Genomic DNA, 23,677 nt, shown 5'->3' with positions numbered 1-23,677 from the left:
GGGTAATTTTGTCTTTCTCTGGGATTTTTAAACTGAAATTGTTACTTTAGCAGGATTTAGGGGAATTATACATTTTATAGCTACCTAAGATTTGCACTCAACTAGGATGCTCAGATGCAACAGGCGTGGTTATATTCTTACTCAAGCCATTTTAATTGTTTCGCATAAACTTTCGACAAATCCCTAAGGGGTATTTATGGCTCACCTAGAAATACTTGTTAGTGAATTGCCAACACTAATTCAGAGTCTAAAACTGACTATTGGCGATTCTAATGAAATCATGGAACAAATTATTATAATTAATAATGCTCAAGAAAAATTACGTAATATTAAAAAATTAATTGTTCAGGAATTGCAGTTTGATCGTCTCAAGAATTCTGCGATCGCCACACTTCCTCGATTAATTACAGTAGCTACTTTGTTTATACCTCGTCTGGAATTAGTAGATCCAGTCATAATAGAAAAGTTTGGCAATTCAGAAACTAAAATTTCATTGACTGATTTACTATCAAAAATCGATAGTTGGATTGAATGGGGTTATTTTTTGCAAGCAATAGCTGCTGATATTCTCAGTGAAGTTAAATTAGTAAATCAACTAAATTCTGATATTATTCATCCAAGCATACCCAGTGAATTTAAAACACTTGCGGAAAGTTTAAAAATTAGCTTAGATTTGAGAAAATCTAATATTTTACAACATCAAATTCAACAGATTGACAATTATCAAAAACAACTATTACAGTTACAAGAAAAATTAAATTATATTTTTAATACTGTTAAAAACAGCCGGAGCTTATTAAATATTTTATTAGGCGTATCAGCTTTTTATGGTAAATCTGGTTTCGCTTTAGAGTGGTTAGACGACGACCACGAATTGATTATATCCAGTGAAGAGAAATTCCAAGAATTGACAGATATTCTCAATGATTGTGATTTTTTTCAAGAACAAGTTTCTACTTTAATAATTCAGGGTAACACTTTAATAGAACAAGCAGAAGAAGCTCTAAAAAATATTGAACAAAAAATTAATAAAGAACCAATTATTAGCCAGAAAGTAGAAATAGCTCCAAAGTTTGCAACGCCAAAAATAGTACGTTCAGCTTTGCTCATAGCCTCAAGTTTATTAATTTTAGGTTTTTGTGGTTGGAAACTTCGAGAGCAAAATCCACAATTACAGCAGATACGTCTAAGTTTAACTCAAGAAGGAAGTGCGATCGCGCCAGACGCGGGTGCAGCGATCGCTAACTTTAAATCTGCTCAAAAACTTGGTATGGAGGCTGCTTCTCTAGTTCAAAAGCCACCGCATCCTCTAAAAGTCTGGCAACAAGCACAAAACAAATGGCATCAGGCAATAATCTTGTTAGATAGCATTCCTCACAAGACATCAGTTTATGATCAAGCAGAGAAGAAATTGGCTTACTATCAGATTAACTATAAGTCTATCAGTCAAAGAGTGTTGATTGAAAAGAAAGCTTTAGCAAACTTAGAATCAGCCCAAAAACTAGCAATGGAAGCTAATTTATTTGTCAAAAATTCACCTCATTCACAATTAAGTCGGCAGCAAGCACAAGAGAAATGGCAGCAAGCAATAAATTTATTAAAAGCGATTCCAGAAAGTACATTTCTCTCTGTACAGGCTAAAGAAATGCTTCCTATTTATAAAACTAACTATGCAGCTATCAGTCAAATATACCAGTACTAAAATCATTCGTTAAATATTAGATTCCCGACTTCTTTAATAAGTCGGGAATCTGGACACCGTGAATTTTGACAAATCAGATAACAATTACACTTTAGAACGGTCAGTCAAAATCTCATAACCTGTCTCTGTCACCAAAACTGTATGCTCAAACTGAGCCGACAAAGAATTATCCATTGTGACTGCTGTCCAACGGTCAGATAATGTCCGCGTGTGTCTAGAACCTGCATTTAAAATTGGCTCAATTGCCAGCGTCATCCCCGCACGGAGTTTAACATTTGGCATCTCGCGGGTACGATAGTTAAATACTGAAGGTTCTTCGTGCAGATTACGACCGACACCGTGTCCAGTGAACTCTTCGACTATAGTAAAACCATTAGCTTTCACATGGTCTTCAATTGCTCCAGCTAAGTCCAGCAGGTATACACCAGCCTTAACTTGTTCAATGCCTTTATATAAAGCTTCTTCTGCTACGCGAATTAATTTCGCAGCTTCTTGTGTCACTTCACCAACAGCAATTGAAATGCAAGAATCACCATGAAAACCTTGGTAATAAGCGCCTGTATCTACTTTTAATACATCACCGACGCGAATCACTTTCTTAGAACTAGGAATACCGTGTACTGCTTCATTATTAATACTGGAGCAAATAGAACCAGGAAAACCGTGATATCCTTTAAAGCTCGGTGTCGCACCCATTTCACGGATGCGTTTTTCGGCATAAGTATCCAAATCAGCCGTTGTCATTCCTGGCTTTACTAGCTCGGCAATTTCTTTTAAGACAGTTGCCACAATTATCGCTGATTGCCGCATGATTTCAATTTCACGCGGCGATTTAATTTCAATTCCTCGGCGCTGTTTTTTTGCAGTTGCAGGCTGAGTTGTTTGAGAAAGTAAGTTACTGAAAATGTTCATAGGAAATTAATCATTACAGGTGGCTTGATTGCTAAAGTATCAATGCTTTCTCTAAATTAGTTGAGAAATAATATCTATAATTTAAGTTATTTTAGTCCCTGATAGGGATTCTTCCAGTTTAGGCGCTAACGTATATAGAATAACACATTCGCATACTCCCAATGGTTGGAGTTGCATCCAAAGCACCCTAAGTTATTTTTCACTACACACTGTAAAATTTAGCTAAATTATCTTTAATTGAAACATTAGACTGCTGCCAAATACTGAGGCTAATAATTTTTATTTTTTAATTCTTGATGGCAATTTCTCCAGTCATACCGGCTTCTGTATGTCCTGGTATTGTACAACGTAAGCCATAATCACCAGATTTCAGAGGCACAAATACCCATTCTGCCTCTGCACCTGGCTTGAGTTCTAGTTCGTGAATGGCTCCTTTGATTTCTACTTTGCCTGCTTGGACTTTTTGTGTCCAGATGCCATCGGCAAAATCTTTAGCAGTAAAATAGTGTTTCAGTTGGCTGGGATTGGTAAGCGTTAGTTGATAGCGTTTGCCAGTTACGAATTCCAGATGATTTGGCTCAAACTTCAGTTCGTTAGCCGAATTACCCAAGTTAATTGTAATTTCTGTAGCTGGTTGCTTGAGCAAATCGCCAGACAAATTTGCCGCCATTGCGGGAGTAGCAACGATGAAATTTAGTCCCAAAAGCAATGTAAATATCACGTAGTTACGCCGTAATATTTGTAGCCAAGTAATAGCGGCAAAAGTAAGAGATGTAATTACAATTTGGGATAAATGGTTGTAAATTTTCATCGGTAGTTCTCAAAAGGCAATGGTGAGGAGTAGGAATAATTAATAGATATTCTTCATTATCCATGCCCAGTGCCCCATTCCCAATGCCCATTTTCACCTAATGTTTTTCTCTGCTAATACAGATGGGCCAGCAGTAACAACCACGATTTTATCTGGGTGGAGCAACTCACGAGCCGCTTGATTAACTTGGTCAACAGTGACTTTCTGAATTTTATCAGTGAAGGAGTGCAATTCTACTTTATCTAGTCCATACACCTCATTCATCAGAATTCTATCTGTTAATTCTTCTGGGTTGGCCAGAGAAACGTTGTAGTTACTGATAAGAGTGCGTTTAGCTGTTTCGACTTCTAGTGCGGTGACGCCTTGTTGATGGATTTGTTGTAGGATTTCGCGGGTACTAGCGATCGCTTTACTGGTATCTTCAGGACTAGTTTGCATTTCTATCAAAAATGTGCCCGCATTCTTCCCGGCTTGGAAGTAGCTATAAATTCCATAGCTTAAACCTTGGCGATCGCGCACTTCTGCCCCCAGTCTACTAGATAAGGTATCGCCTCCCAAAATCTGGTTCAATACTAAGGCGGCATGAAACCGACGATCGTAACGGTTAATGCCTGTGTAACCCATATATGTAACAGCTTGGGTTTTATCTGGTAAAACTGGGTTTACACTCACGATTTCCTCCGGCATTGATACCGTAGGATATTTTAATGTGGGTGCTTGGCCGCTAACTTCCCAGTCTCCAAACTCATTGTTAATCAGCGATCGCACTTTGTCTAGATCAAAATCTCCCACCAGCGCTAGCACTGTCGTATCTGGACGATAATGTTTAGCTTTGAAATCAATCACATCCTGGCGCTGAATCTGCTGTAAACTCTCCTCCGTGGGAAAGGTATGTAAGGGATGTTTTTTCGGGTAAATTGACTGAACAAATATTCTTCTAGCTACTTCTGATGGCTCATCTAATTCAAGTTGCAAATCGGTTAAAGTTTGTTGACGATGCAGTTCCAGTTCTTTAACTGGAAAGGTACTATTTTTCACAACATCTGCCAATACTTCCAAAAGTATCGGTAAATCCTCTGCTAAACTATCGCCCTCAATATGCACACCTTCTCGGTGGGTTTGAAAGTCTAAACTCGCCCCTCTTTCTGCCAAGACTTTGGCAATATTTAAAACATCCTTGTTATTAGTGCCATTTAGCAAGTTCTCTGCCACAAAAGCAGCCAATCCAGCTTTATTGTCTGGATCAAATTCCGTCCCGGCTTGAATATGGCCGCTTAGGGTAACGGTGGGAGTACTACGATCGGGTAACAGTAATATCCGCAATCCGTTAGTAAATTTAAATTCCTGTGGTAATACTTGAGCGATTGCATCTGTAGCCAAATCCACAGGTGGTAAGTATTTCATCACCTCAGAAGGAAGCACAAATGCTAGAGGAGAGAAATTTTCTGTAGTTTGGGCTGAGTCTGGTTTGTCGCTAACTTCTGTTATTAGTTTCTGGGTTGGTTCAAAAAAGCCTACTGTACGTACTTCTTTTGTGAGGTATTTGTTAATTACAGTCACAATATCTGTCGGCTTCACCAACCGGACAGCTGCCAAATAGCGGTCTGTGTAGCGATAATCACCAGCAGTTGTCTCATCAGTGCCCAATCGCATGGCTTGAGAGGTGATATCACGGTTACTCAAAATTACATCTGCGATTAACTGGGTTTTGGCTTGTTCAACTTCCTCAGATGTCACGCCTTTTTCTGCTACATTAGCGATCGCACTACTCAACATTAAGTCAATTTTTTTCAAATCTTGTTTAGATCCAGCCGTCACCAACACCTCATACCAGCCAGATTCTCGCAAACTGGTAACGGATGCCGCAACTTCACTCGCTAAACCTGATTCCACTAATGCCTGATAAAGTCTAGAATTCCGCCCCTCAGTCAAGATGTAATCCATCACATCCAACGCAGGTACATCTGGTTGATTTGCATCTGGTAACGGATACACAACTTGTAACAGTCGCCCTACTCCCGGTTCTCGCAATACGATGGGAGTGCTGAGGGATGGAGAAATAACTCCTGCCTCTTGCCCCCTGCTCCCTGCCCCCTGCTCCCTGCCCCCTTCCTGCCCTCTGGGTATTTTGCCAAACGTCTCTTTAATTGTTTCTAGAGTGTTTGCAGTTTGAAAATCTCCCACAATTACTAAGACGGCATTATCGGGATTGTAAAAATTGCGGTAATATTTCTCTACCTGCTCAACTTCAAATTTCTCGACATCAGCTTTAGTACCACCTACAGGCAACCCATAAGCATGATTGGGAAACACCGCTTGCATGACGGCGCGATTGAGGCGATATTCTGGACTATTTTCGTAACCTTGCAACTCGGAAATTACTACCCGCTTCTCACTCGCTAGTTGCTCTGGCTCAATGTGGGAATTTTGCATCCTGTCTGCTTCTAGCACTAAAAGCGCTTTTAGCTTGTTTCGTTCCACAGTACCGTAATATGCCGTTTGGTCATAGCTGGTAAAAGCATTAGAATCACTACCTAAAACACTAAACAAACGTCCAAATTGAATCGGACGATTTCGAGTGCCTTTAAACATCATGTGTTCTAACTGGTGGGCAATGCCATTCACGCCCGATTCTTCATTGCGTGAGCCAACCTTATACCACACCTGCACCGTCACCACTGGCGCAGTATGTACTTCCTTTGTCAGGACAGTTAGACCATTTTCTAGCACTGTCTTGCGGACATTTTCTGTCAGTGTTGAGGGCATTATTCTTTTTACTAGCAAGGTTGACTGATATTTTTCTTTATTAGAGATAACTGAATGTTGGCTATGAGCAGGTTGATCGCTCAATAACAAAACTGCTAGTAGCCATAAGCTTAAAATTAATAACGGCAAAGGATATCTATAAAATTTAGAAAATACATACATGTATCTAAAAGATATATCTGTAAAATAAGCTACATATTTTTTTGAGTGAATACAGTTTTATCTGGTAAAAAAACCTTTTACCTCAGCAACAATACAGAAAAACAATATATTAGCAATAAAGGTAATAAAAAGCTAAATTATGGGAGTTTTGCTAAAACCCGAATGAATTCTAGAGGTAAGCCATCAGTATCAGCAATAAAAGCTACTTCGTAAATGCGATCGCCTATTTGCTGTTGTGTCGGTTCTAAAAGTATCTTCAACGGTTGTAATTCTTGGGTTTGACTCTCAGCACTAAGTAATATACGCTCTTGTAAATTTGTCAACCAGCTAGGTAAATCTGGTGTAATCTCAGTTAAATCGAACGAGAGATGATAATACCCCACATAATGCTCATCATTAAAAGCATCTGGGGCTGGTTTGGGTTCGGGAATTTGGATTAGTTCAATTCTGCCGCCCAATCCTTCCATCCAGCAAGCTAGGGTGTAGCCAGTGGTAAAGCGTTCCGAGATTGTAAACCCTAAATGTTCGTAGAAAGCGATCGCTCGATGAATATTCGCAGTCCGAATAGAAGCGTGGTGCATATTAGTCCTTAGTCCTTAGTCCTTAGTCATTTGTCCTTAGTTATTCACTAATGACAAATGACTAATGACCATTACTCAAACAACCTGAAATAAGGGTAGCGCACAGGGACGCCAGGCTCTTTTTCCAAGTCAAAATTAATTACTTCCCAAGAGGGATCTTCCGAGGTATCCGGGCTAAACTCCACAGGTAAGCCATACAAACGCGCAGCAGTTGCTTCTGGTTGTCCAGAACGCCAAGGCGTACTGCGTTCTAAATAGCCACTCATCAATTCCTGATAGCGTCGGGCAATAATCACTCGTGTTGCTCGAAAGCCTTGGGTATAGAGCTTATCTAATGCTTCGTGAATTTCAAAGCGAATACCATCAGGATGAGTATGCTGTCTATACCATTCATTATTCCACCTCCGCCAATGACGCCCCGATTGCAAATGGATTAACTCTCCATTTTCAGGATTAGCTTCAAAGGCGCCATGACGAGGACATAAATAGGTATCTGTTAGTGTCAGCGCCGGAATAGTCTGGCGACAATGGGGACACTGTATTTCCGGCCCAAACATCGGGTACTGCAAACCTGGATTCATCATGAAGTGCATACAAACATAATTTTGTCTTCACCAGCACTAGTGGGTTGGATTATACAATTCGGCTCAACCACTTTGGGTTACTTGCTCACTGCTGCATAGACACGGTGTTGCGGCAGGAACATTATTCACTAGTGTTTTCCTCAGCGTAGAGGTTTGACGCTGTGATATTCTGGTTATGCAGCCAGCCTCAAAGGTTGGAGTTTCTCCAGTGTTCCTGAGTACCATATTCATATTCTATCGTGTCTACCGCTTCTTACTGGACATCTCCTGATTTTTCTCAAGCTGCCTTTATCGCAGATAATGCTGTTGTTATGGGTTCGGTAAATATAGCACCAGGAGTGAGCATTTGGTATGGAGCAGTTGTTAGGGGAGATGTAGAACGGATTGAAATTGGCGAATACACAAATATTCAAGATGGTGCAATTCTACATGGCGATCCTGGTTTTCCAACAATCTTAGAAGATTATATTACCGTAGGACACCGGGCTGTGGTTCATTCTGCTTACATTGAGCGTGGAAGTTTGATTGGCATTGGCGCAGTGATTTTAGATGGGGTAAGAGTAGGCGCTGGTAGCATTATTGGTGCTGGTGCAGTAGTAACTAAAAATGTACCGCCTTTATCCCTAGTTGTCGGTATTCCGGGTAAAGTATTACGCCAAGTAACAGAAATTGAAGCCGCAGAACTGATTGAACATGCTAAACGCTATCAAAAGTTAGCTTTAGTTCATGCTGGGAAGGGTAGTGATATTGGTTTTAGCAAGGCTTAGGGACTGGGGCAAGGGGGAGAAGCAAGGGAGCAGGGGGCAAGGGGGAGAATAAAAATTACCTCTTTCCCCTCTGCTCCCTGCTCCCTGCCCCTCCGCCTCTTTTCCATGCCCAATGCCCCACAATTTAAATATTCTTTACATATCTAGTTGGAAAAATTGCCCACTTCAGCTAAAAATAAAAATGAGAGCAGTTGACAAAACTTTAATTTCTACTTAAGAGAGGGGTTCTAGATATGGATATCGATTTCCGTATAGCGATCGTTTTAGCACCAGTTGCAATTGCCGCTGGTTGGGCAGTGTTTAATATTGGCGCTGCGGCTTTAAGACAAATTCAAGGCTTTTTGGATCGAGAAGCCTAAATTGATTAGTTGGGCATGGGGTATAGGGTTTAATATTCTCCCTCATACCCTTGTCCGCCTCAGCCTGCGGGAAACTTTAGCCACCTCTTTTTCAGTCTATTTTTACTTTTTAATTGATTTCTCCCCACTCCCTTCTTGAATATCGATTCTGTAATACAACCCCTGCAACGCTTTGGTGTCCATCTGGGACTCGATCGCATTGTCAATCTATTGGCAAATCTTGGCAATCCTCATCATCAAGTCTCGGTAATTCACGTTGCTGGAACTAATGGGAAAGGTTCAGTCTGTGCCTATCTTTCCTCAGTACTCACTGAGGCTGGTTATCGGACAGGACGCTACACTTCCCCTCATTTAGTTGATTGGACGGAACGTATTTGTCTGAATGAACAGCCAATTTCCTCTGAGGAATTGAGCCAATTATTAGAAAAAGTCCAAACAGTGATTCGCCCTGATGAAGAATCAGCAACTCAGTTTGAAGTAATTACGGCGGCTGCTTGGTTATATTTTGCCCAGCAGCAAGTTGATGTGGCTGTGGTAGAAGTTGGACTAGGAGGACGCTTAGATGCGACAAATGTCTGTTTAGAACCCCTGGTTACAATCATCACTTCCATTAGCCGGGAACACTGGCAGCAACTTGGCCCTACCATAGCTGACATTGCGAGAGAAAAAGCAGGTATTCTCAAACCTGGATGTCCTGTTGTGGTTGGGCCATTGCCACCAGAGGCAGACAAGGTGGTGCGATCGCGTGCTTTAGAATTAGAATGTCCGCTTTTTACGCCTCAACCCGCCCATGAAATCGCTACAGGATGGGCAGAATATGAAACAATTCAAAATTCAAAGTTAATTAAATATGCTTTGCCATTAGCGGGACAAATTCAGTTAACTAATTCAGCTTTGGCCTTAGGTGCGTTAGAAATTCTCCAGGAACAAGGTTGGCAGATTTCAGAAGAAGCCATAATTAACGGCATGGCAAAAACCCAATGGCCAGGGCGAATGCAATGGACTACTTGGAAAAACCATAAATTATTAGTTGATGGCGCTCATAATACCGCCGCCGCCCAAGTTCTCCGCCAGTATATTGATAGCTTAGACGCAGTTACTCATAAGCCAGTCAATTGGGTTATAGGAATGTTTGCCGACAAGGATCATACTGATATTTTTACCGCTTTACTGCGACCAGGCGATCGCCTTTTTTTAGTACCAATACCAGTAGAACCCTTTCCTGGTAGAACTTCCGCCGATTTAGACTACTTATCAAACCTAGCTTACAACCTCTGTCCCGAATTAAGCGATCGCCAAATCCATCCAAATTTACTCACAGCTTTAGAAGCCGCTACCACAGGCAATTTAATCGTTTTGTGTGGTTCCCTTTATTTAGTAGGCGATTTTTTACAAATGGAGAATAGCGAATAGGGCATTAAATTTCTTCCCAATCCCCAATGCCCATTACCTCTGATTCCACTCTTGCGCTGCATCTTCTACAGCTTTATCTACAGTCTTCTCGCCTAACATTGCTGCTTGCAAGTTCTCATAAATTGCCTTTTGCAGTTTGTTAAAATCCTTCAAAGTAGGGGTTAATATTTCTGCATGTTGTAGTTCTTTAGCAGTCAAAACTCGCGCTTTTTCTATGATTGAAGCATTAGCTGGAATATCTTTAAAGTAACTATCAGACAATGCTTTGGTTGTAGAAGGTAGGACATTTGCAGCTTTCGCAAAAGCTAACTGATTTTCATCATTGGTGACAAATAAAGCAAACTTCACAGCGCCATCTGGTTGTTTAGTATCGCGGGGAATAACTATGTTCATTACCGCGACATTTTTCTTACCTGTGTCACCAGTGAGTTGAGGTGCTACTCCGGTAGCTTGGGCAATCTTTGGGGCATTATTGGCGATCGTTTTGAGAAACTCTGGCCCAGAAGCTAGAAGCACAGTCTCACCAGATTGGTATAAATCGATCGCGTGGCGATGTCCTTGGGTTAAAGCCTCTTTAGGAAGCAACCCTTTTTTATACAAATCTACCCAATACTGAAATGCGGTTTTCCCTTGTGCTGAATTAAACGCCGCTTTACCATCAGTATCTATGAGATTAACTCCCATTTGCACGAAAGATTCCAGCACTTCACCGGAATCTTGCGGTACGAAAGTCACAAAAAAGGCATATTTCCCTGTCTTATCTTTAATTTGTTGGGCTGCTTGTGCTAATTCTCCGTATGTTGCAGGTACTTTATTGATACCTGCCTGTTTTAATAAATCAGTGTTATAAATGGTTAACCGTGTGGTGAGATACCAGGGAATCCCAAAACTCTTGCCATTCAGCACACTTGCTTTCCAGATATTTGGCAGATAGGAGGAACGTACATCATTTGAGACTTTCGCATCTAAATCTAACCAGGCATTTCGTCCGGCAAGTTGGGAAGCAAAACCCGGATTGAGGTTAACTACATCAGGTGGCGTTTTTGCGGAGACAGCTGTTAATATTTTGTTCTCCATTGCTGCCCAAGGTATATCAACCCAGTTAACCTTTATACCTGGATTTTGTGATTCAAAATTTGCAATTAAGCTTTTGAAGTAGTCGGTAAATTGAGGTTGGAGTTGCATTGTCCAAAACTCAACAGTTGCCACTCTTGAAGTAGCTTGTTTCGTACTTTTACTAACATTGCCTGTACTGCAACTTACAATCCAAGTGGTTAATAAGCCAAGCAGTACGAAAGCAACAAGTTGTTTAAATTTTCGTAATTGAATCATTTTCCCAGTATTTTTACGCTTGATCAGTGTGAAAAGCTTAGACAGAATTGTTGAGATTATAGGCTAAATAAATTACCTGTAGAGACGTAATATATAACGTCCCTATCACAATAAATTTAAATTTTCAATTTAGTAGTCCAGCGGGCACAACTGTGGTAAAAAGTTTCACTAGTCTGTTTGGCAAATCGAAAACAGGGGTCGGTATTGAACTTGCTCCTGAACGGGTGAATGTAGTTCAACTACGCAAGCAAGGTCAAGGCTTGAAACTAGAAACTTTTATATCGGTAGCAGTTCCAGAAGGCATAGTTACCGATGGTCAAATTACCGACCCTCCAGCAATGGCGCAGTTAATCCAGCAGGCGCTAACTGAGAGTAAAATCAAAACTTCTCGCGTTGCTACTGGTGTTCCAGGACGAGATTCTATCGTTCGGATCATACCAGTGCCAGCAGAGTTAGATGATAAAGAACTGCGAGAAATGGTACTGAACCATGAAGCAGGTTTGTATTTACCCTATCCTCGTGAAGAGGCTGATGTAGATTATCAGAAACTTGGGTACTTTGTAGATGAAGATGGCATTGAAAAAGTACACGTCCTCCTAGTTGCCACCCGTAAGGAGATAACGGATACCTATATAAGTACATTCGAGCAGGCAGGATTACAAATTGATGTTTTAGAAATTAACAGTTTTGCTCTAATTCGGACTATTCGCGAACAACTGCGACAATTTGGGCCGCAAGAAGCAGCAGTACTTGTTGATATCGAGTTCGATAGTACAGAAATCGCCATCATCGTTAACGGAGTGCCGCAATTTTCGCGCACAGTCCCAATCGGGACTTATCAAATGCAAACTGCTTTAGCAAGGGCAATGAGCTTACCCACATCACGAGATATGGGCCTGTTACACGGAATGATCATTCCCCAAAATTCCCTAGACGGCGGTAAAACTGGCGTTACTGAAATCGATCCTGGCATGGCTGCCATATTGAGAGTCTTGGGAGAATTAACAGATGAACTACGCCGTTCCATCGATTTTTACCTCAATCAAAGTGAAAATTTGGAGGTGGCGCAGATTTTATTAGCTGGGCCAGGAGGTGGACTGCAACAGCTAGATGAATTTTTTACTCAACGATTGAGTTTGCCAACTGCCCAAATAGATCCAATTGGGGCTTTGTCTTTGGAAGTTGACACTGAGAAATATCCACAGGTACAACGCTCTGGTTTAGCGATCGTACTCGGTCTAGGAATGCGGGAGGTGTAACAAAATGTATAGCCTAGATGTTAATTTTCTAAAAGACCGCCCAGCATACCAGAAAAAGCCTGAGGGAAAGGGAGGAATAGCCTTCAAGTTTCCTACGGGGGATTTGACACTAGTGTATGTGGGAGTTGGAATAGGTGTAGGTCTTCCAGTTTTACTGGGAGTTAGTTGGTGGTTATTGCAAGGAAAGATTGTGGAATTAGAGGGGACAGTAGCACAACTAGATCAGCAAAGCAAACAGTTAGATACAGAAATCGGAAATCTTAACAAAATCAAAGCCGAAACGAAGTCAGTTAAAGAGGAGACTCAAGCTTTAGTCACTGTCTTTGACCAGATTCGTCCTTGGTCGGCAATGCTGCAAGATTTGCGCGATCGCATCCCCGCACCAGTGCAAATTAAGAGCATTAAGCAAATCCCACCCATTGCGGTAGTGGCAGGTCAGCCACCAAACAACCCCGCCGGGGGATTAGAAATTACTGGATTGGCTCGTTCTTTTAATGATGTCAATGATTTCTTATTAAGTTTACAACAGTCTCAGTTTTTGAAGTCCACAGAAACCAGAATTATCACCGCAGGATTAGTAAATGCCCCTTTACCTCCAAGTGTGGGTCAACCTACTAATAGTGTAATAATTAAGCCACCACAAGTAGTTGAATACACTATTCAGTCCAGCATGAACGATGTTCCAGCTTCCGAATTAATTCGGGAGTTGGAGAAAAAAGGCACAGTGGGGTTAGTGGCTCGAATTCGTAGTATCCAACAAACAGGAGTCATTCTAAAATGACGCTGAGTGATGATTTAAATTTTGGCGAACAAGGTGGGGAATTCGAGCAGGCAACGCCAGCATCCCCCGTGGTCTTTGGTATTGCTTTTACACCAAAAGTTATTGGGATTTTGGTGGGGGTAATTGGTTTAGGGACGGCAGGCTATATATTGGTAAGCCTGCTGATGCCAGCTTGGGAAAACTACCAGCAGCAGCAGGCGAAAAGCTCAGAACTACAAGGGCAAATTGAGCAAAAAAAAGCCAATATCAAACAGATTGATAAACTTAAAGACGAACTAGCGCAGGCAAAGCAGCAAAAAGTTCAGGTTTTAGCTTTATTTGCTAACGAAAAAAGCTTAGATACATTGTTGTTGGATTTGAACCGCTTAATTGAGTCTGGCAATACTCCAACCTCTGTGAGTACGGTAAGAGCCAAGCTGGATAAATTCACGCCAGTTTCCCAAAAACCAGAACCCGTTGCCGATGGAAGTCTAGGACTACAGGTTGACAACAAGCTAAAACGCAGCATTATCAATGCCCAAATTACAGGAACTTATGAACAAACACAATCGATAATTCGTAACATTGAGCGGTTACAGCCTTTGTTAATAGTTAAAGATTATCAATCAACTTTGGCTCCAGCCGAAGCAATATCTCCATTAGATAAAAGTCGGGTGCGGGTAGGCCCAGCAGCGATTAATACATTATTCCAGCTACAGGTATTGATGCCACTTAGTCCAGAAGAAATAGCAGCGGCCGCGGCGGCTAAAGCTGCCCCGAAAAAGTAGGGGCAATAGTTCGAGAGTAAGGGCGAATAGAATTCGCGGCTATACAGGCAAAGTCCGCCTCCGCGGACGAAGGAGAAATTGAGGGTTTGAAACCCACGGAGGTGGGTAAAGTGTCGTGTAGATGCGGTTTCTAATCGCCGATTTAACTAGAGCGAATAGAATTCGCGGCTACACAGGCAAAGTCTGCCTCCGCAGACTAAGGAGAAATGAGGGTTGTGAAACCCACGGAGGTGGGTAAAGTCTCGTGTAGACGGGGTTTAGAACCGCTGATTTAATGTTAAGTCAACTCAGAGTTAGAGCAAATTTTATTGCCTACTCAAAATTGTTTGTAAACAAGGTTTTATCAGGTGAGGAATGAACTGTGAAACAGCTTCACGGTAATAGTTTTATTTTAGGTACTGCCGCTTTTGTCTTTTTGGCAAGTCAACCAGTTTGGGCACAAATTAGTCAAGTGACTGATGTCCAATTAAATCCAGTTGATGGTGGAATTAGCGTTGCTTTGAAAACTTCTTCAGGGTCACGCCCCCAAGTTTTCACTACGAAAAGAGGCAAGACTTTAGTCGCAGATGTTATCAATACTCAATTACGATTACCACAAGGTAATAGCTTTCGTCAAGATACCCCTGTACCAGGAATTGCGTCTGTTGAGGTTAGTCAGCTTGATGCCAATAGCATTCGGGTAACGGTAACTGGTAGCAACAACACACCTAACAGTCAACCAGTGGTGCGATCGCCAAATGGAATTACACTCAGCTTTAGCCCATCGGCAGGCAATATAGCATCAGCACCAACATCCACAGCACCAACATCCACAGCACCGCCTGTTACTACTCCAGCCCAACCTGGTCAAAAGCCAGGTGTTCTCGTTCCCAACCCCCAAGTCACCATTGACGGGCAACCTGCACAACCGGCTGGGCCAGGTCAACCGCTGAGTCAGGCTCCACCTTTCTTACCCAGAGCCGTCGCCCCACCAGTGGGAGATATTGCCATCTCTAATACTGATGCTTCTCCTAGCACTATTGACTTAGGAAGTCAGGAACGCGTTCCTCGTCTAGTGCTGCGAGATGCGCCGGTGCGTGAGGTTTTGTCATTGCTTGCCCGTGCTGCTAATTTGAACTTGGCTTATATTGCAGGTGATCAAGCTGCTGGAGGTCAAGGTGGTGCTGCTGCACCAGCAACCTCTCAAACAATCTCCCTAGATATCGAAAATGAGCCAGTGCAAGATGTATTTAACTACGTCTTGCGCCTGAGTGGTTTAGAGGCTAATCGTAGTAATCGCACAATTTTTGTTGGGCCTAAATTACCTAATTCCACCCGTGACATGGTTATGCGTAGTATGCGACTTAATCAGGTAACGGTGGGAGTCGCCCTGAACTTTTTGGTCGGTTTGGGAGCAGAAAGTGCTGTCAGCCGCGAACGACAAGTTACCAGCGTTAACGCCGTAGCCGTAGGTGCTGGAGTTACACCTATCACACAAACTCAGACGACCACAGAAAGCAGAGTTGAAACTCAACGGGTTAATTATACAGACTCTAGCCCATTACTTAGAGGTTTACAGGCATTAGGAGATGAGCGCACCAATTCTCTAACCTTAATCGGCCCTCCTAAGCTCATTGAGATTGCAATGGCTCAACTAACTCAGCTTGATATCCGTCGTCGCCAGGTGGTAGTTAATGTCAAGATTATTGATGTTAACCTCTTGAACACCCAGGACTACAATACTAGTTTTTCTTTTGGACTTGGCAATAATTACTTTAGCAGTGATGGTGGTGCAGCGACTTTTAATTTCGGTGGTTCGAGACCGGCTACTGGAGCTGAAACGTCAAGCAGTGTGACTAGTACACCTGTAACCAATAATCCACTGTCTACCGCAAATGTTTTTCTTGACCCGACTAACCCAATATCAGGTACTGCTGGAGCAAACTCTAATCCTCAAACAGCAGGCATTACAGCTATTAACGGAACAACCACTACATTAGGCTTACCAAGTTTGTACCAGTTTCCCAAACGGTTACTCGCTAGTTTGCAGGCTCAGGTTACAAATGGCAACGCCAAAATTTTGACTGACCCTACTTTAATTGTGCAAGAAGGTCAAACGGCTAATGTCAAGCTGACACAAGAAGTGCTAGGAAACGTTACGAGCTTAATAAGTAGTGCTAATAATCTCGCTACACAAACAATTACAGCTGAGAAAACAGAGGTAGGTTTAACCTTAGCAGTCAAAGTAGATCGGATTGATGACAATGGTTTTGTATCCCTATCCGTAGCTCCTATTGTTAAAGCGCCCCAATCGTCAGCTAATCTAAATTTGGGAGGAGGTAATATCCAACAAATATTTTTGGTATCTGAGCGATCGCTAAATTCTGGCACAATTCGCCTACGAGATGGTCAAACACTCATTCTTTCAGGCATCATTCAAGACACAGACCGGACAACTATCACCAAGATTCCTATTTTGGGCGATCTTCCACTTATTGGTTCGTTGTTTAGAAGTACAAACAGAAATAATCAGCGCAATGAGGTGATTGTATTGCTCACACCTCAAATTATGGATGATTCTGAGAACTCCTCCTACGGCTATAACTACAACCCCAGCCCAGAGGTACGGCAAATCCTTGAACGTCGAGGTTTGAAGCTTCCTAGTAGGTAATAAAAGTAATGGTTACGTGAGTCACCTCTCAATACGGTTCGACTAAGGGGAAAGGTTTTGAATACATCCTTTTCCCTTTTCGTTTTTCCACAAGAGTGCGATTTTTATTTGTCAGTCCCTAAATTCAACGTCCTAAATCATGCATTTCGTTAATTACTGTGGCGCACTTTTGTGTCAACGTTTCTAATTCTTCTTTATTTGTGGAACTGGGAGCATCAATCAAGTTACCAATTCTCACAGTGATGGTAACTGCGCGAGGGATTTTTGAGCCTTTTTCTAAAATACTGTCAGTACCCCAAACACTCACTGGCAATATTGGGGCTTTTGCTTTCGCCGCCAGCAGTAACGCACCTCTTTTTGGGTCTGTAATCCGACCATCTGGGGTACGAGTACCTTGCAAGAAAACACCGACAGCCCAACCGTTATCGAGATATTCTAGGGCAGAACGGATGGCATTGCGATCGGCATTTCCCCGACTCACTGGGTAAGCGCCATACAATTTAATCGCTTGCGCCAAAATGGGAATATTAAATAACTCTTCTTTAGCCATATACGCCACTGGACGACGTACACAATTAGAAACAATTGGCGGGTCAAAGTAACTAGCGTGATTACTCACTACCACTAGCGGCCCTGCTTGGGGAACATTTTCCGTACCATAAATCTGGCCCCGAAAGTAAGCGTGAAACATGGGGCTGACCACTGACCATTTAAAGGTGTGGTAAAGTGCCAGACTGATAAACGGTTCGCGGTTTCTGTCCACAGAAGATAATGCAAATCAAACTCAACTTAGCATAAGCGATCGCAAGCCTCAGAGCAAACGCAAAATTGAAAGAATCGGGAATAGGGGAGGCGTAGAATCCTCACATCCATCCTCCAATTTCCGCCTCAGTTAAAGGCTTCTCTAACTTACTATATTCTGTTTGAGCAGCTCGCAATACGTGTTTCATCTGCACTGCTTCACCAGCATCGGCAGCGAGGAAAGCTGCATTTAAGGCAATGTTACGGATATTCCCCCCAGCGACATTGAGCCGTGCTAGTTGCAGAGCATCTAAACCTCTGGTTGGTGTATCATCTGGGAAGACGCGTCGCCAAATTTCGGCTCGTTGCGTTGTATCGGGGAAAGGAAACTGAACTACGAAGCGAATCCGCCGCAAAAATGCTGTATCAATTGCACTTTTCAAGTTGGTAGTCAGGACTGCTAAACCTGGGTAACTTTCCATCCGTTGCAATAGGTAGCTAACTTCTATATTGGCATAGCGATCGCGGGCATCTTTAACTTCACTCCGTTTACCAAACAAAGCATCAGCTTCATCAAATAACAAAATCACCCCGCCTTGTTCGGCGGCATCAAATACTCGGCGCAAATTCTTCTCTGTCTCGCCAATATATTTGCTAACTACCGATGATAGGTCAATACGATAGAGATCGAGGCGTAATTTATGAGCCAGCACTTCTGCCCCCAAAGTTTTACCAGTGCCGCTACCGCCTGCAAATAGAGCGCTGATTCCCAATCCTCTAGCACTCTTACCCCCAAAACCCCAATTGTTATATACAGTACTACGTTGGCGCACATGAGCCGCAATTTCTCGAAGAACTTGTTTCTGTGCCTCTGGTAATACTAAGTCTTCCCAGTCACCAGATGGCTCAATTCGTTGGGCGAGTTCATCCAAGCGTGGACGTGCTTGCACACGGCAGGCATCCCATAAAATATCACCGATATCGCTTTCTGGCGTTTGTGCTAACTGTCCTGCGGCTTCTGCACAAGCAGCGCGAATGGTTGCAGCACTTAGGTTAAACTGCTCCACTAGGATTTTAACTTGCCCGTTCATTGTTGGTGCAATCCCATTTAGCGCATCTTGCCAAACTGCACCTTGTTCTTTGCTAGTTGGTTGATCTACGTCAAAAGTAACTACTAGGCGTTGTGATAAACCTATGCGTTCCCGACTTGTAACTATTAAAAAGCCCTTGGTGCGTTCAATGAAATGAGCGATCGCATTTAGCCGCGCTATATCATTAGTATCCAGTTCGTTGCAATCTATGAGTAAGGCACATTTACTTAAAATTGTCTCGCGAGTCCACAGGCGGATAAGATTATCCAACTCGCCAGGTGCTAAGGGAATGGCTTGTGCAGCCATTACCCACAGACTTAAACCATGAATTTGAGAAATTTTGGCGGCGATGGCACGTTTACTAGTAGTTTCTTTACCACATAACTGGACAATTGGCAAGCTATTAACCTTGGAAGCTTGTGACCAAATTGCTGCTACTCGCTCTGCTAAATCTTGGTGCGAGGGTACTAAATCACTAACTTCTGGTAATGGTTCAATGATGCCAGCCAAGCGTTCGTCAAGATATTGAATGCCGGTGAGATAATGTAAAATTCGCTCGTCAATTCTTAGGGGACTGAGAGTTAGGGCATGACCATCACCAATTTGAATTAATCGCCAATGGCGTAAGGGAGCATTTGGTGCGATCGCATCCCAGTGGACATCGGGTAAAGCTGCCAGAGCTAAACCTAAACTTGGGTAAGCTCGTTGCGAATCACCGTGGATTATAGCACATAATTTGGCAAAATCCCCATTTAATTCCATACCTGCACACAACAGCAACAAATCACGTTCAAAGGATGAGAGGCTAAACATTTTGCATACTCTCTCCAATGCCGATGGTGCAGGCATAGCAGCAGCAGCTTCCTGTAAAGCTTGCTGTAAAAGCGCTTGGTTTTTCTCTGGAGCTTGATTTTGCTCTTTTGCTGTGTGATTTTCTAAAATACCACGCACCACGGCTAGGGCTGCTGATAGGTAGCAGTAGTTTGCCTCATCCCAATTACGATTAATTGTTGTAGCATTCATAAAATAGTTACCTGTGGCGAATCATAAGCCCCAGACTGATTTTTGTGCAGTGGACTTTGGGCGCCATCTACCCGCACCTGGACAATATAAGTTCCTGGCTTGACATTTTTGATCGGAATAGTGATTGCATCAGTATCTTCAGTGCGTGATGGCACAACAAAAGAGTAAGCAGATGGAGTATTATCTGACACTTCATTGAGTAGCAAAACTACCCGCTGTGCTTTACCTACCTTGGGCTGGAATTTAACGTTAATTTCTGCTGTGCGTAAATTGTCGCCACTATTTTCTACTTGGGTGACGAATGCTGTAATTGTTGGATGTAAGACAAAAGCCGCAACGTTTGATTCAACGAGATGATCCATTTGCCCCCCATTGCCCATTGTCAGGTGTACGATTTGAACACCCTGCACACTTGGGTACAAATCTAGCGGAACTAACAAGCTGATTTGGGTTTCTTTAGCTTCTTGAGGTACTAATAATGTCTCCGTATTACCCAAACGAACTCGTGTGATTTCACCGCGTAACCGTTTACCACGAATTACTAATGTTGTGCCTGCAACAATGATTTGCTCAGTCTTTGCCAGAGACATCACTTGCTCTATAATTGGCTGAGACAAGGGCATCATGTAGAAACCTTCGGGGTTGTCAGATTTGCTACTCTCAATCAATACCATTGATGCCAGATAGGTAGCTGAAGGTCGATAGTGCGTTTGTAAAGCAGACCATAACTTAGAAGTTTCTTCCATATTAAAAAACTCTGGAGTCAGTTTGATCTGTCCAATTTGTTCAGCTAAATCGGATACAGACACATTTGCTACAGCTTGCGAAAAAGCACTTGAAGTATTGGTTGTGGATGCATTTATCAAAGTATTTTCAATAATATCAGATGTGATAGCTGGTGTTTTGTGTAATAAATGCATCGCATAGCCCAGTAAAAGCTCCGCCTGAAAATCCTTGGCTCCGTAGGCTGTTAGCAAGTAATGGAGGTCAAGCGCTAGTGGTGGAGTCGGAGAAAAAAAGTTTTTATTTATACGTGAATGCTTGCTCCGAAATTCCTGAGATACCCAATCGACATTGCGATTCTGTGTCACTTGATAGAGAAAGAGGTTGAGTTGAGCGCGCTCATCAGCTTCAACTGAGATTCGATCGGGTGGTAGGGCAGTTACAATTACATCACCAACACTAGCAGCGATCGGATCGCTGACTAAACCATTTTCCAGCAAGACTTTAAGTACTGCTGTCACGGCGGCTATAGAGAGCATATTACTCATCCTCATTCCTCATGGCAATAGTACATACTAATCATGTACGCCAGAGTACATTGACAGAATATATTTTGCAAAACTTTAAATATTCTGTAGATTGGGGGATTGGGGACTGGGGACTAAGTATCAATTCTGCAATAAAGCGGTGTATTAGGATTTACGCACATTCTACAAATTATTATTTTCTCTACGAAATACTACGTGTACCCCTGCAAAGAAGCAAGTTACACGTAGTATTTCGTAGAAAATGGTGTTCGATAAATTAAGCTTTTTAGCAGTTTTTGCGTAAGTCCTGTATGTAAATCTCTCACCAAATTTTCCCAGCCCCAATCCCCAGCCTAATTTACCTTAACTTCACATCAGGAACCAATTTCAACTACCAAAGGTCTTAATTTTAAACATTTTATCAAATTGTCAGCCTTAATTTTATGTTAAGCTGAGTATAATTAGATAAGCAGCTAGTAGCATATATTACAAATATTCATCTAACCTACGAAGAAAGTAAAATTTGTAATATTTGTAATAGTAGTATTGTGTCTGACTAAAGTTAAAACTTTAACGTTAACTTAAGATGGGTTGCCCCAGATGAAATCCCCACCTTCTTCAAATTCTTGGAATGGTCGCTTATTAGGTGATAACCAGCGATACCGTTTAGACAGACGGTTAGGCGGGGGTGGCATGGGAGAAGTCTTCCTAGCAACAGATACCCGTGTCGGTCAACAGGTAGCTTTGAAGTTGCTCAAAGATACACTGGTGGCATCACAAGAAATGAGAAAGCGTTTTGAGCGTGAAGTGGCAGTTTGTGCTGCTTTGCAAAGCGATCATATCGTCAAAATTAGTGACTGTGGTGTAACTCCAGAAGGTTTTCCATTTTATGTGATGGAATATTTGCGGGGGCAAACGCTCAGACAATTACTGCTGCGCGAAAAGCGGTTATCTGTTGAGCGGACTGTAAAGATTATGGCGCAAGTTTGTAAGGGTCTACAACTTGCCCATCAAGGAGTTACTCTGCAACGAGAAGGGGGCAAAACTACTGAGCATATTCAGGTAGTTCACCGCGACCTAAAGCCAGATAATATATTTCTGACGCCTACAGATTTGGGAGAGTGGGTCAAGGTTTTGGATTTTGGTGTTGCCAAAATTCGTAGTGAATCTTCAGAAAATTCCAATATTACAAATATAACTAGTACATTTATCGGTACGTTTCGTTACGCACCTCCTGAACAAATCCAGAGCGATCAAAACTTGGATGCCAGGGGTGATATTTACAGCTTAGGGATTATCCTTTATGAAATGCTGAGTGCAGCTGACCCATTTGGAATCAGCATTAAGGGTAGTCATATTAGTGAGGCATCTTGGGTATTAGCTCATGCTTATGAGCCACCAAAACCACTGCGATCGCAACCAGGATGTGAGCATTTACCCGTACAATTGGAAGCCGTGGTGATGAAATGCCTCCATAAAAACCCAGCTAACCGATTTGCAACTGTAGAAGAACTCAGTCAAGCTTTACAATCTGCTGCCAAATTTGTTACGGGCAATACTAGTGTACCTGGACAGATTACAGAGCGATCGCAATCTTCCGACAATCAGGGTTCAAATCACGAAACTGTTCCCAGACAATCGAACGACGACACCATTCTGCGTCCTCCATCTGCATACAATCAGGGTTCAAATCACGAAACTATTCCCAGACAATCGAACGACGACACCATTCTGCGTCCTCCATCTGCACACAATCGGGGTTCAAATCACGAAACCGTTCCCAGACCATTTAACCCGATTGAGCAAAACCAACCTGAAGAAACTGTTCCTCCTCTTCAGCCTGAGTACAATCAAGGTTCAAATCACGAAACTGTTCCCAGACCGTTTAACCCAGTTGAGCAAAATCAACAGAGTCCTGTGAATAACCCGAACACCAGTAAACCAGACGTAACGTTATATCAACCACGACAGGCATCAAGTCAAGGCGGGCAACAAGTGCCACCAGATAAAACGTTATATCAACCACGACAGGCATCTAATCAAGGCAGACCACAAGTACCACCAGATAAAACGTTGTTTCAACCACGACAGGCATCAAGTCAAGGCGGGCAACAAGTACCACCAGATAAAACGTTGTTTCAACCACGACAGGCATCTAATCAAGGTGGGCAGCAAGTACCACCAGATAAAACGTTGTTTCAGCCACGACAAGCGTCTAATCAAGGTGGGCAACAAGTACCACCAGATGTAACATTGTATCAACCTCGGACTGCATCTCATCAAGGCAGACCACAAGTGCGAACCGATGACACTATTTACCAACCAAGGCTAAATGAGCAGCTAGCTACGAGAATTACTCCCAATTTCTTGCGAATCCTGGGAGTGATCTTGGCCATTGGACTGACTTTAGCGTTAGTAACCTATATATATACTCAATCGCAATCTCGTAAAGAGCCAAGCAACCAGCAAGATTTACCTAATAAGAGTCGAATTTAGAACTAATCAGCCCAAATAACGGTTAAAAATCGTATGCTAATCGTCTCTCCCTTGGCACCTGAAAACCCAATATGCTTGGGTTTTCGAGACGCGATGAATTGCCGTCTCTACAAGTGTTTTGGGGTTATTTGAACTATATTGCCTTAAAACCAAAATTTCGGATGTCAGAATTTACTATTGTATAGAAATAACTCTTGTGGGGTACGCGTCTTGCCCGCCCAGTCTATTAA

Annotated in this window: 18 protein-coding genes; 9 read left to right on the top strand and 9 right to left on the bottom strand. The window is 42.4% G+C overall.

Annotated features, from left to right (window positions below; all coding sequences use genetic code 11):
- Positions 1–196: 196 nt before the first annotated feature.
- Positions 197–1,702: a hypothetical protein gene (locus tag HWQ39_RS14565; protein ID WP_292845972.1), complete on the top strand. Its 1,506-nt coding sequence runs from the start codon at positions 197–199 to the stop codon at positions 1,700–1,702.
- 84 nt (positions 1,703–1,786) lie between these two features.
- On the opposite strand, the gene map is transcribed toward HWQ39_RS14565, so the two are convergent.
- The 5 genes from map to HWQ39_RS14540 form a co-directional block, all read right to left on the bottom strand.
- Positions 1,787–2,614: a type I methionyl aminopeptidase gene (gene map, locus HWQ39_RS14560; protein WP_292845969.1), complete on the bottom strand. Its 828-nt coding sequence runs from the start codon at positions 2,612–2,614 to the stop codon at positions 1,787–1,789.
- Positions 2,615–2,900: 286 nt separating this feature from the next.
- Entirely contained in the window at positions 2,901–3,425 is a 525-nt protein-coding gene (locus HWQ39_RS14555) for a plastocyanin/azurin family copper-binding protein (protein ID WP_292845967.1), read from the bottom strand.
- 93 nt (positions 3,426–3,518) lie between these two features.
- Positions 3,519–6,353, bottom strand: coding sequence for a pitrilysin family protein (locus HWQ39_RS14550; protein ID WP_292845965.1), 2,835 nt, complete (start codon positions 6,351–6,353; stop codon positions 3,519–3,521).
- A gap of 137 nt (positions 6,354–6,490) precedes the next feature.
- Positions 6,491–6,934 carry a VOC family protein gene (locus HWQ39_RS14545; protein WP_292845962.1) on the bottom strand — a complete coding sequence of 148 codons (444 nt, stop codon included), beginning with the start codon at positions 6,932–6,934 and terminating at the stop codon, positions 6,491–6,493.
- A 71-nt stretch (positions 6,935–7,005) separates the two neighbouring features.
- Complete coding sequence (locus HWQ39_RS14540) at positions 7,006–7,518, bottom strand: TIGR02652 family protein (RefSeq protein ID WP_292845958.1); 513 nt, start codon at positions 7,516–7,518, stop codon at positions 7,006–7,008.
- Between the two features lie 239 nt (positions 7,519–7,757).
- Between HWQ39_RS14540 and HWQ39_RS14535 the strand changes: the two genes are divergently transcribed.
- From HWQ39_RS14535 to HWQ39_RS14525, 3 genes are all read left to right on the top strand, one after another.
- Entirely contained in the window at positions 7,758–8,285 is a 528-nt protein-coding gene (locus tag HWQ39_RS14535; protein ID WP_292845955.1) for a gamma carbonic anhydrase family protein, read from the top strand.
- A gap of 233 nt (positions 8,286–8,518) precedes the next feature.
- Positions 8,519–8,644, top strand: a complete 126-nt coding sequence (locus tag HWQ39_RS14530; protein WP_229547922.1) for a photosystem II protein Y — start codon at positions 8,519–8,521, stop codon at positions 8,642–8,644.
- Between the two features lie 135 nt (positions 8,645–8,779).
- Positions 8,780–10,057 carry a folylpolyglutamate synthase/dihydrofolate synthase family protein gene (locus HWQ39_RS14525; RefSeq protein WP_292845949.1) on the top strand — a complete coding sequence of 426 codons (1,278 nt, stop codon included), beginning with the start codon at positions 8,780–8,782 and terminating at the stop codon, positions 10,055–10,057.
- 33 nt (positions 10,058–10,090) lie between these two features.
- Here the strand turns inward: HWQ39_RS14525 and HWQ39_RS14520 are convergent, their stop codons facing one another.
- Positions 10,091–11,389 (bottom strand): sugar ABC transporter substrate-binding protein, encoded by a 1,299-nt coding sequence (locus HWQ39_RS14520; protein WP_292845946.1) that lies wholly within the window; start codon positions 11,387–11,389, stop codon positions 10,091–10,093.
- 152 nt (positions 11,390–11,541) lie between these two features.
- Between HWQ39_RS14520 and HWQ39_RS14515 the strand changes: the two genes are divergently transcribed.
- The 4 genes from HWQ39_RS14515 to HWQ39_RS14500 all read left to right on the top strand — a co-directional run bounded on the left by HWQ39_RS14515 (position 11,542) and on the right by HWQ39_RS14500 (position 16,846).
- Entirely contained in the window at positions 11,542–12,648 is a 1,107-nt protein-coding gene (locus tag HWQ39_RS14515) for a type IV pilus assembly protein PilM (RefSeq protein WP_292845943.1), read from the top strand.
- Positions 12,649–12,652: 4 nt separating this feature from the next.
- On the top strand, positions 12,653–13,429 hold the full coding sequence (locus HWQ39_RS14510) for a PilN domain-containing protein (protein WP_292845940.1): 777 nt from the start codon (positions 12,653–12,655) through the stop codon (positions 13,427–13,429).
- Positions 13,426–14,196 carry a pilus assembly protein PilO gene (locus HWQ39_RS14505; RefSeq protein WP_292845937.1) on the top strand — a complete coding sequence of 257 codons (771 nt, stop codon included), beginning with the start codon at positions 13,426–13,428 and terminating at the stop codon, positions 14,194–14,196. The genes HWQ39_RS14510 and HWQ39_RS14505 overlap by 4 nt, the downstream gene beginning before the upstream one ends.
- Positions 14,197–14,557: 361 nt before the next feature.
- Positions 14,558–16,846: an AMIN domain-containing protein gene (locus tag HWQ39_RS14500; RefSeq protein ID WP_292845934.1), complete on the top strand. Its 2,289-nt coding sequence runs from the start codon at positions 14,558–14,560 to the stop codon at positions 16,844–16,846.
- A gap of 124 nt (positions 16,847–16,970) precedes the next feature.
- On the opposite strand, the gene HWQ39_RS14495 is transcribed toward HWQ39_RS14500, so the two are convergent.
- The 3 genes from HWQ39_RS14495 to HWQ39_RS14485 form a co-directional block, all read right to left on the bottom strand.
- Positions 16,971–17,609: a 1-acyl-sn-glycerol-3-phosphate acyltransferase gene (locus tag HWQ39_RS14495; protein WP_292845931.1), complete on the bottom strand. Its 639-nt coding sequence runs from the start codon at positions 17,607–17,609 to the stop codon at positions 16,971–16,973.
- A gap of 100 nt (positions 17,610–17,709) precedes the next feature.
- Positions 17,710–19,701, bottom strand: coding sequence for an ATP-binding protein (locus HWQ39_RS14490; protein WP_292845928.1), 1,992 nt, complete (start codon positions 19,699–19,701; stop codon positions 17,710–17,712).
- Entirely contained in the window at positions 19,698–20,972 is a 1,275-nt protein-coding gene (locus tag HWQ39_RS14485) for a DUF4255 domain-containing protein (RefSeq protein WP_292845925.1), read from the bottom strand. The genes HWQ39_RS14490 and HWQ39_RS14485 overlap by 4 nt, the downstream gene beginning before the upstream one ends.
- 579 nt (positions 20,973–21,551) lie before the next feature.
- Between HWQ39_RS14485 and HWQ39_RS14480 the strand changes: the two genes are divergently transcribed.
- Positions 21,552–23,447 (top strand): protein kinase, encoded by a 1,896-nt coding sequence (locus HWQ39_RS14480; protein WP_292845922.1) that lies wholly within the window; start codon positions 21,552–21,554, stop codon positions 23,445–23,447.
- The last annotated feature ends 230 nt before the right edge of the window (positions 23,448–23,677 follow it).

The sequence above is a fragment of the Nostoc sp. NMS8 genome, from assembly GCF_017115045.1.
Classification (GTDB): Bacteria; Cyanobacteriota; Cyanobacteriia; order Cyanobacteriales; family Nostocaceae; genus Nostoc.
This window is presented reverse-complemented; position numbering and strand designations above follow the sequence as displayed.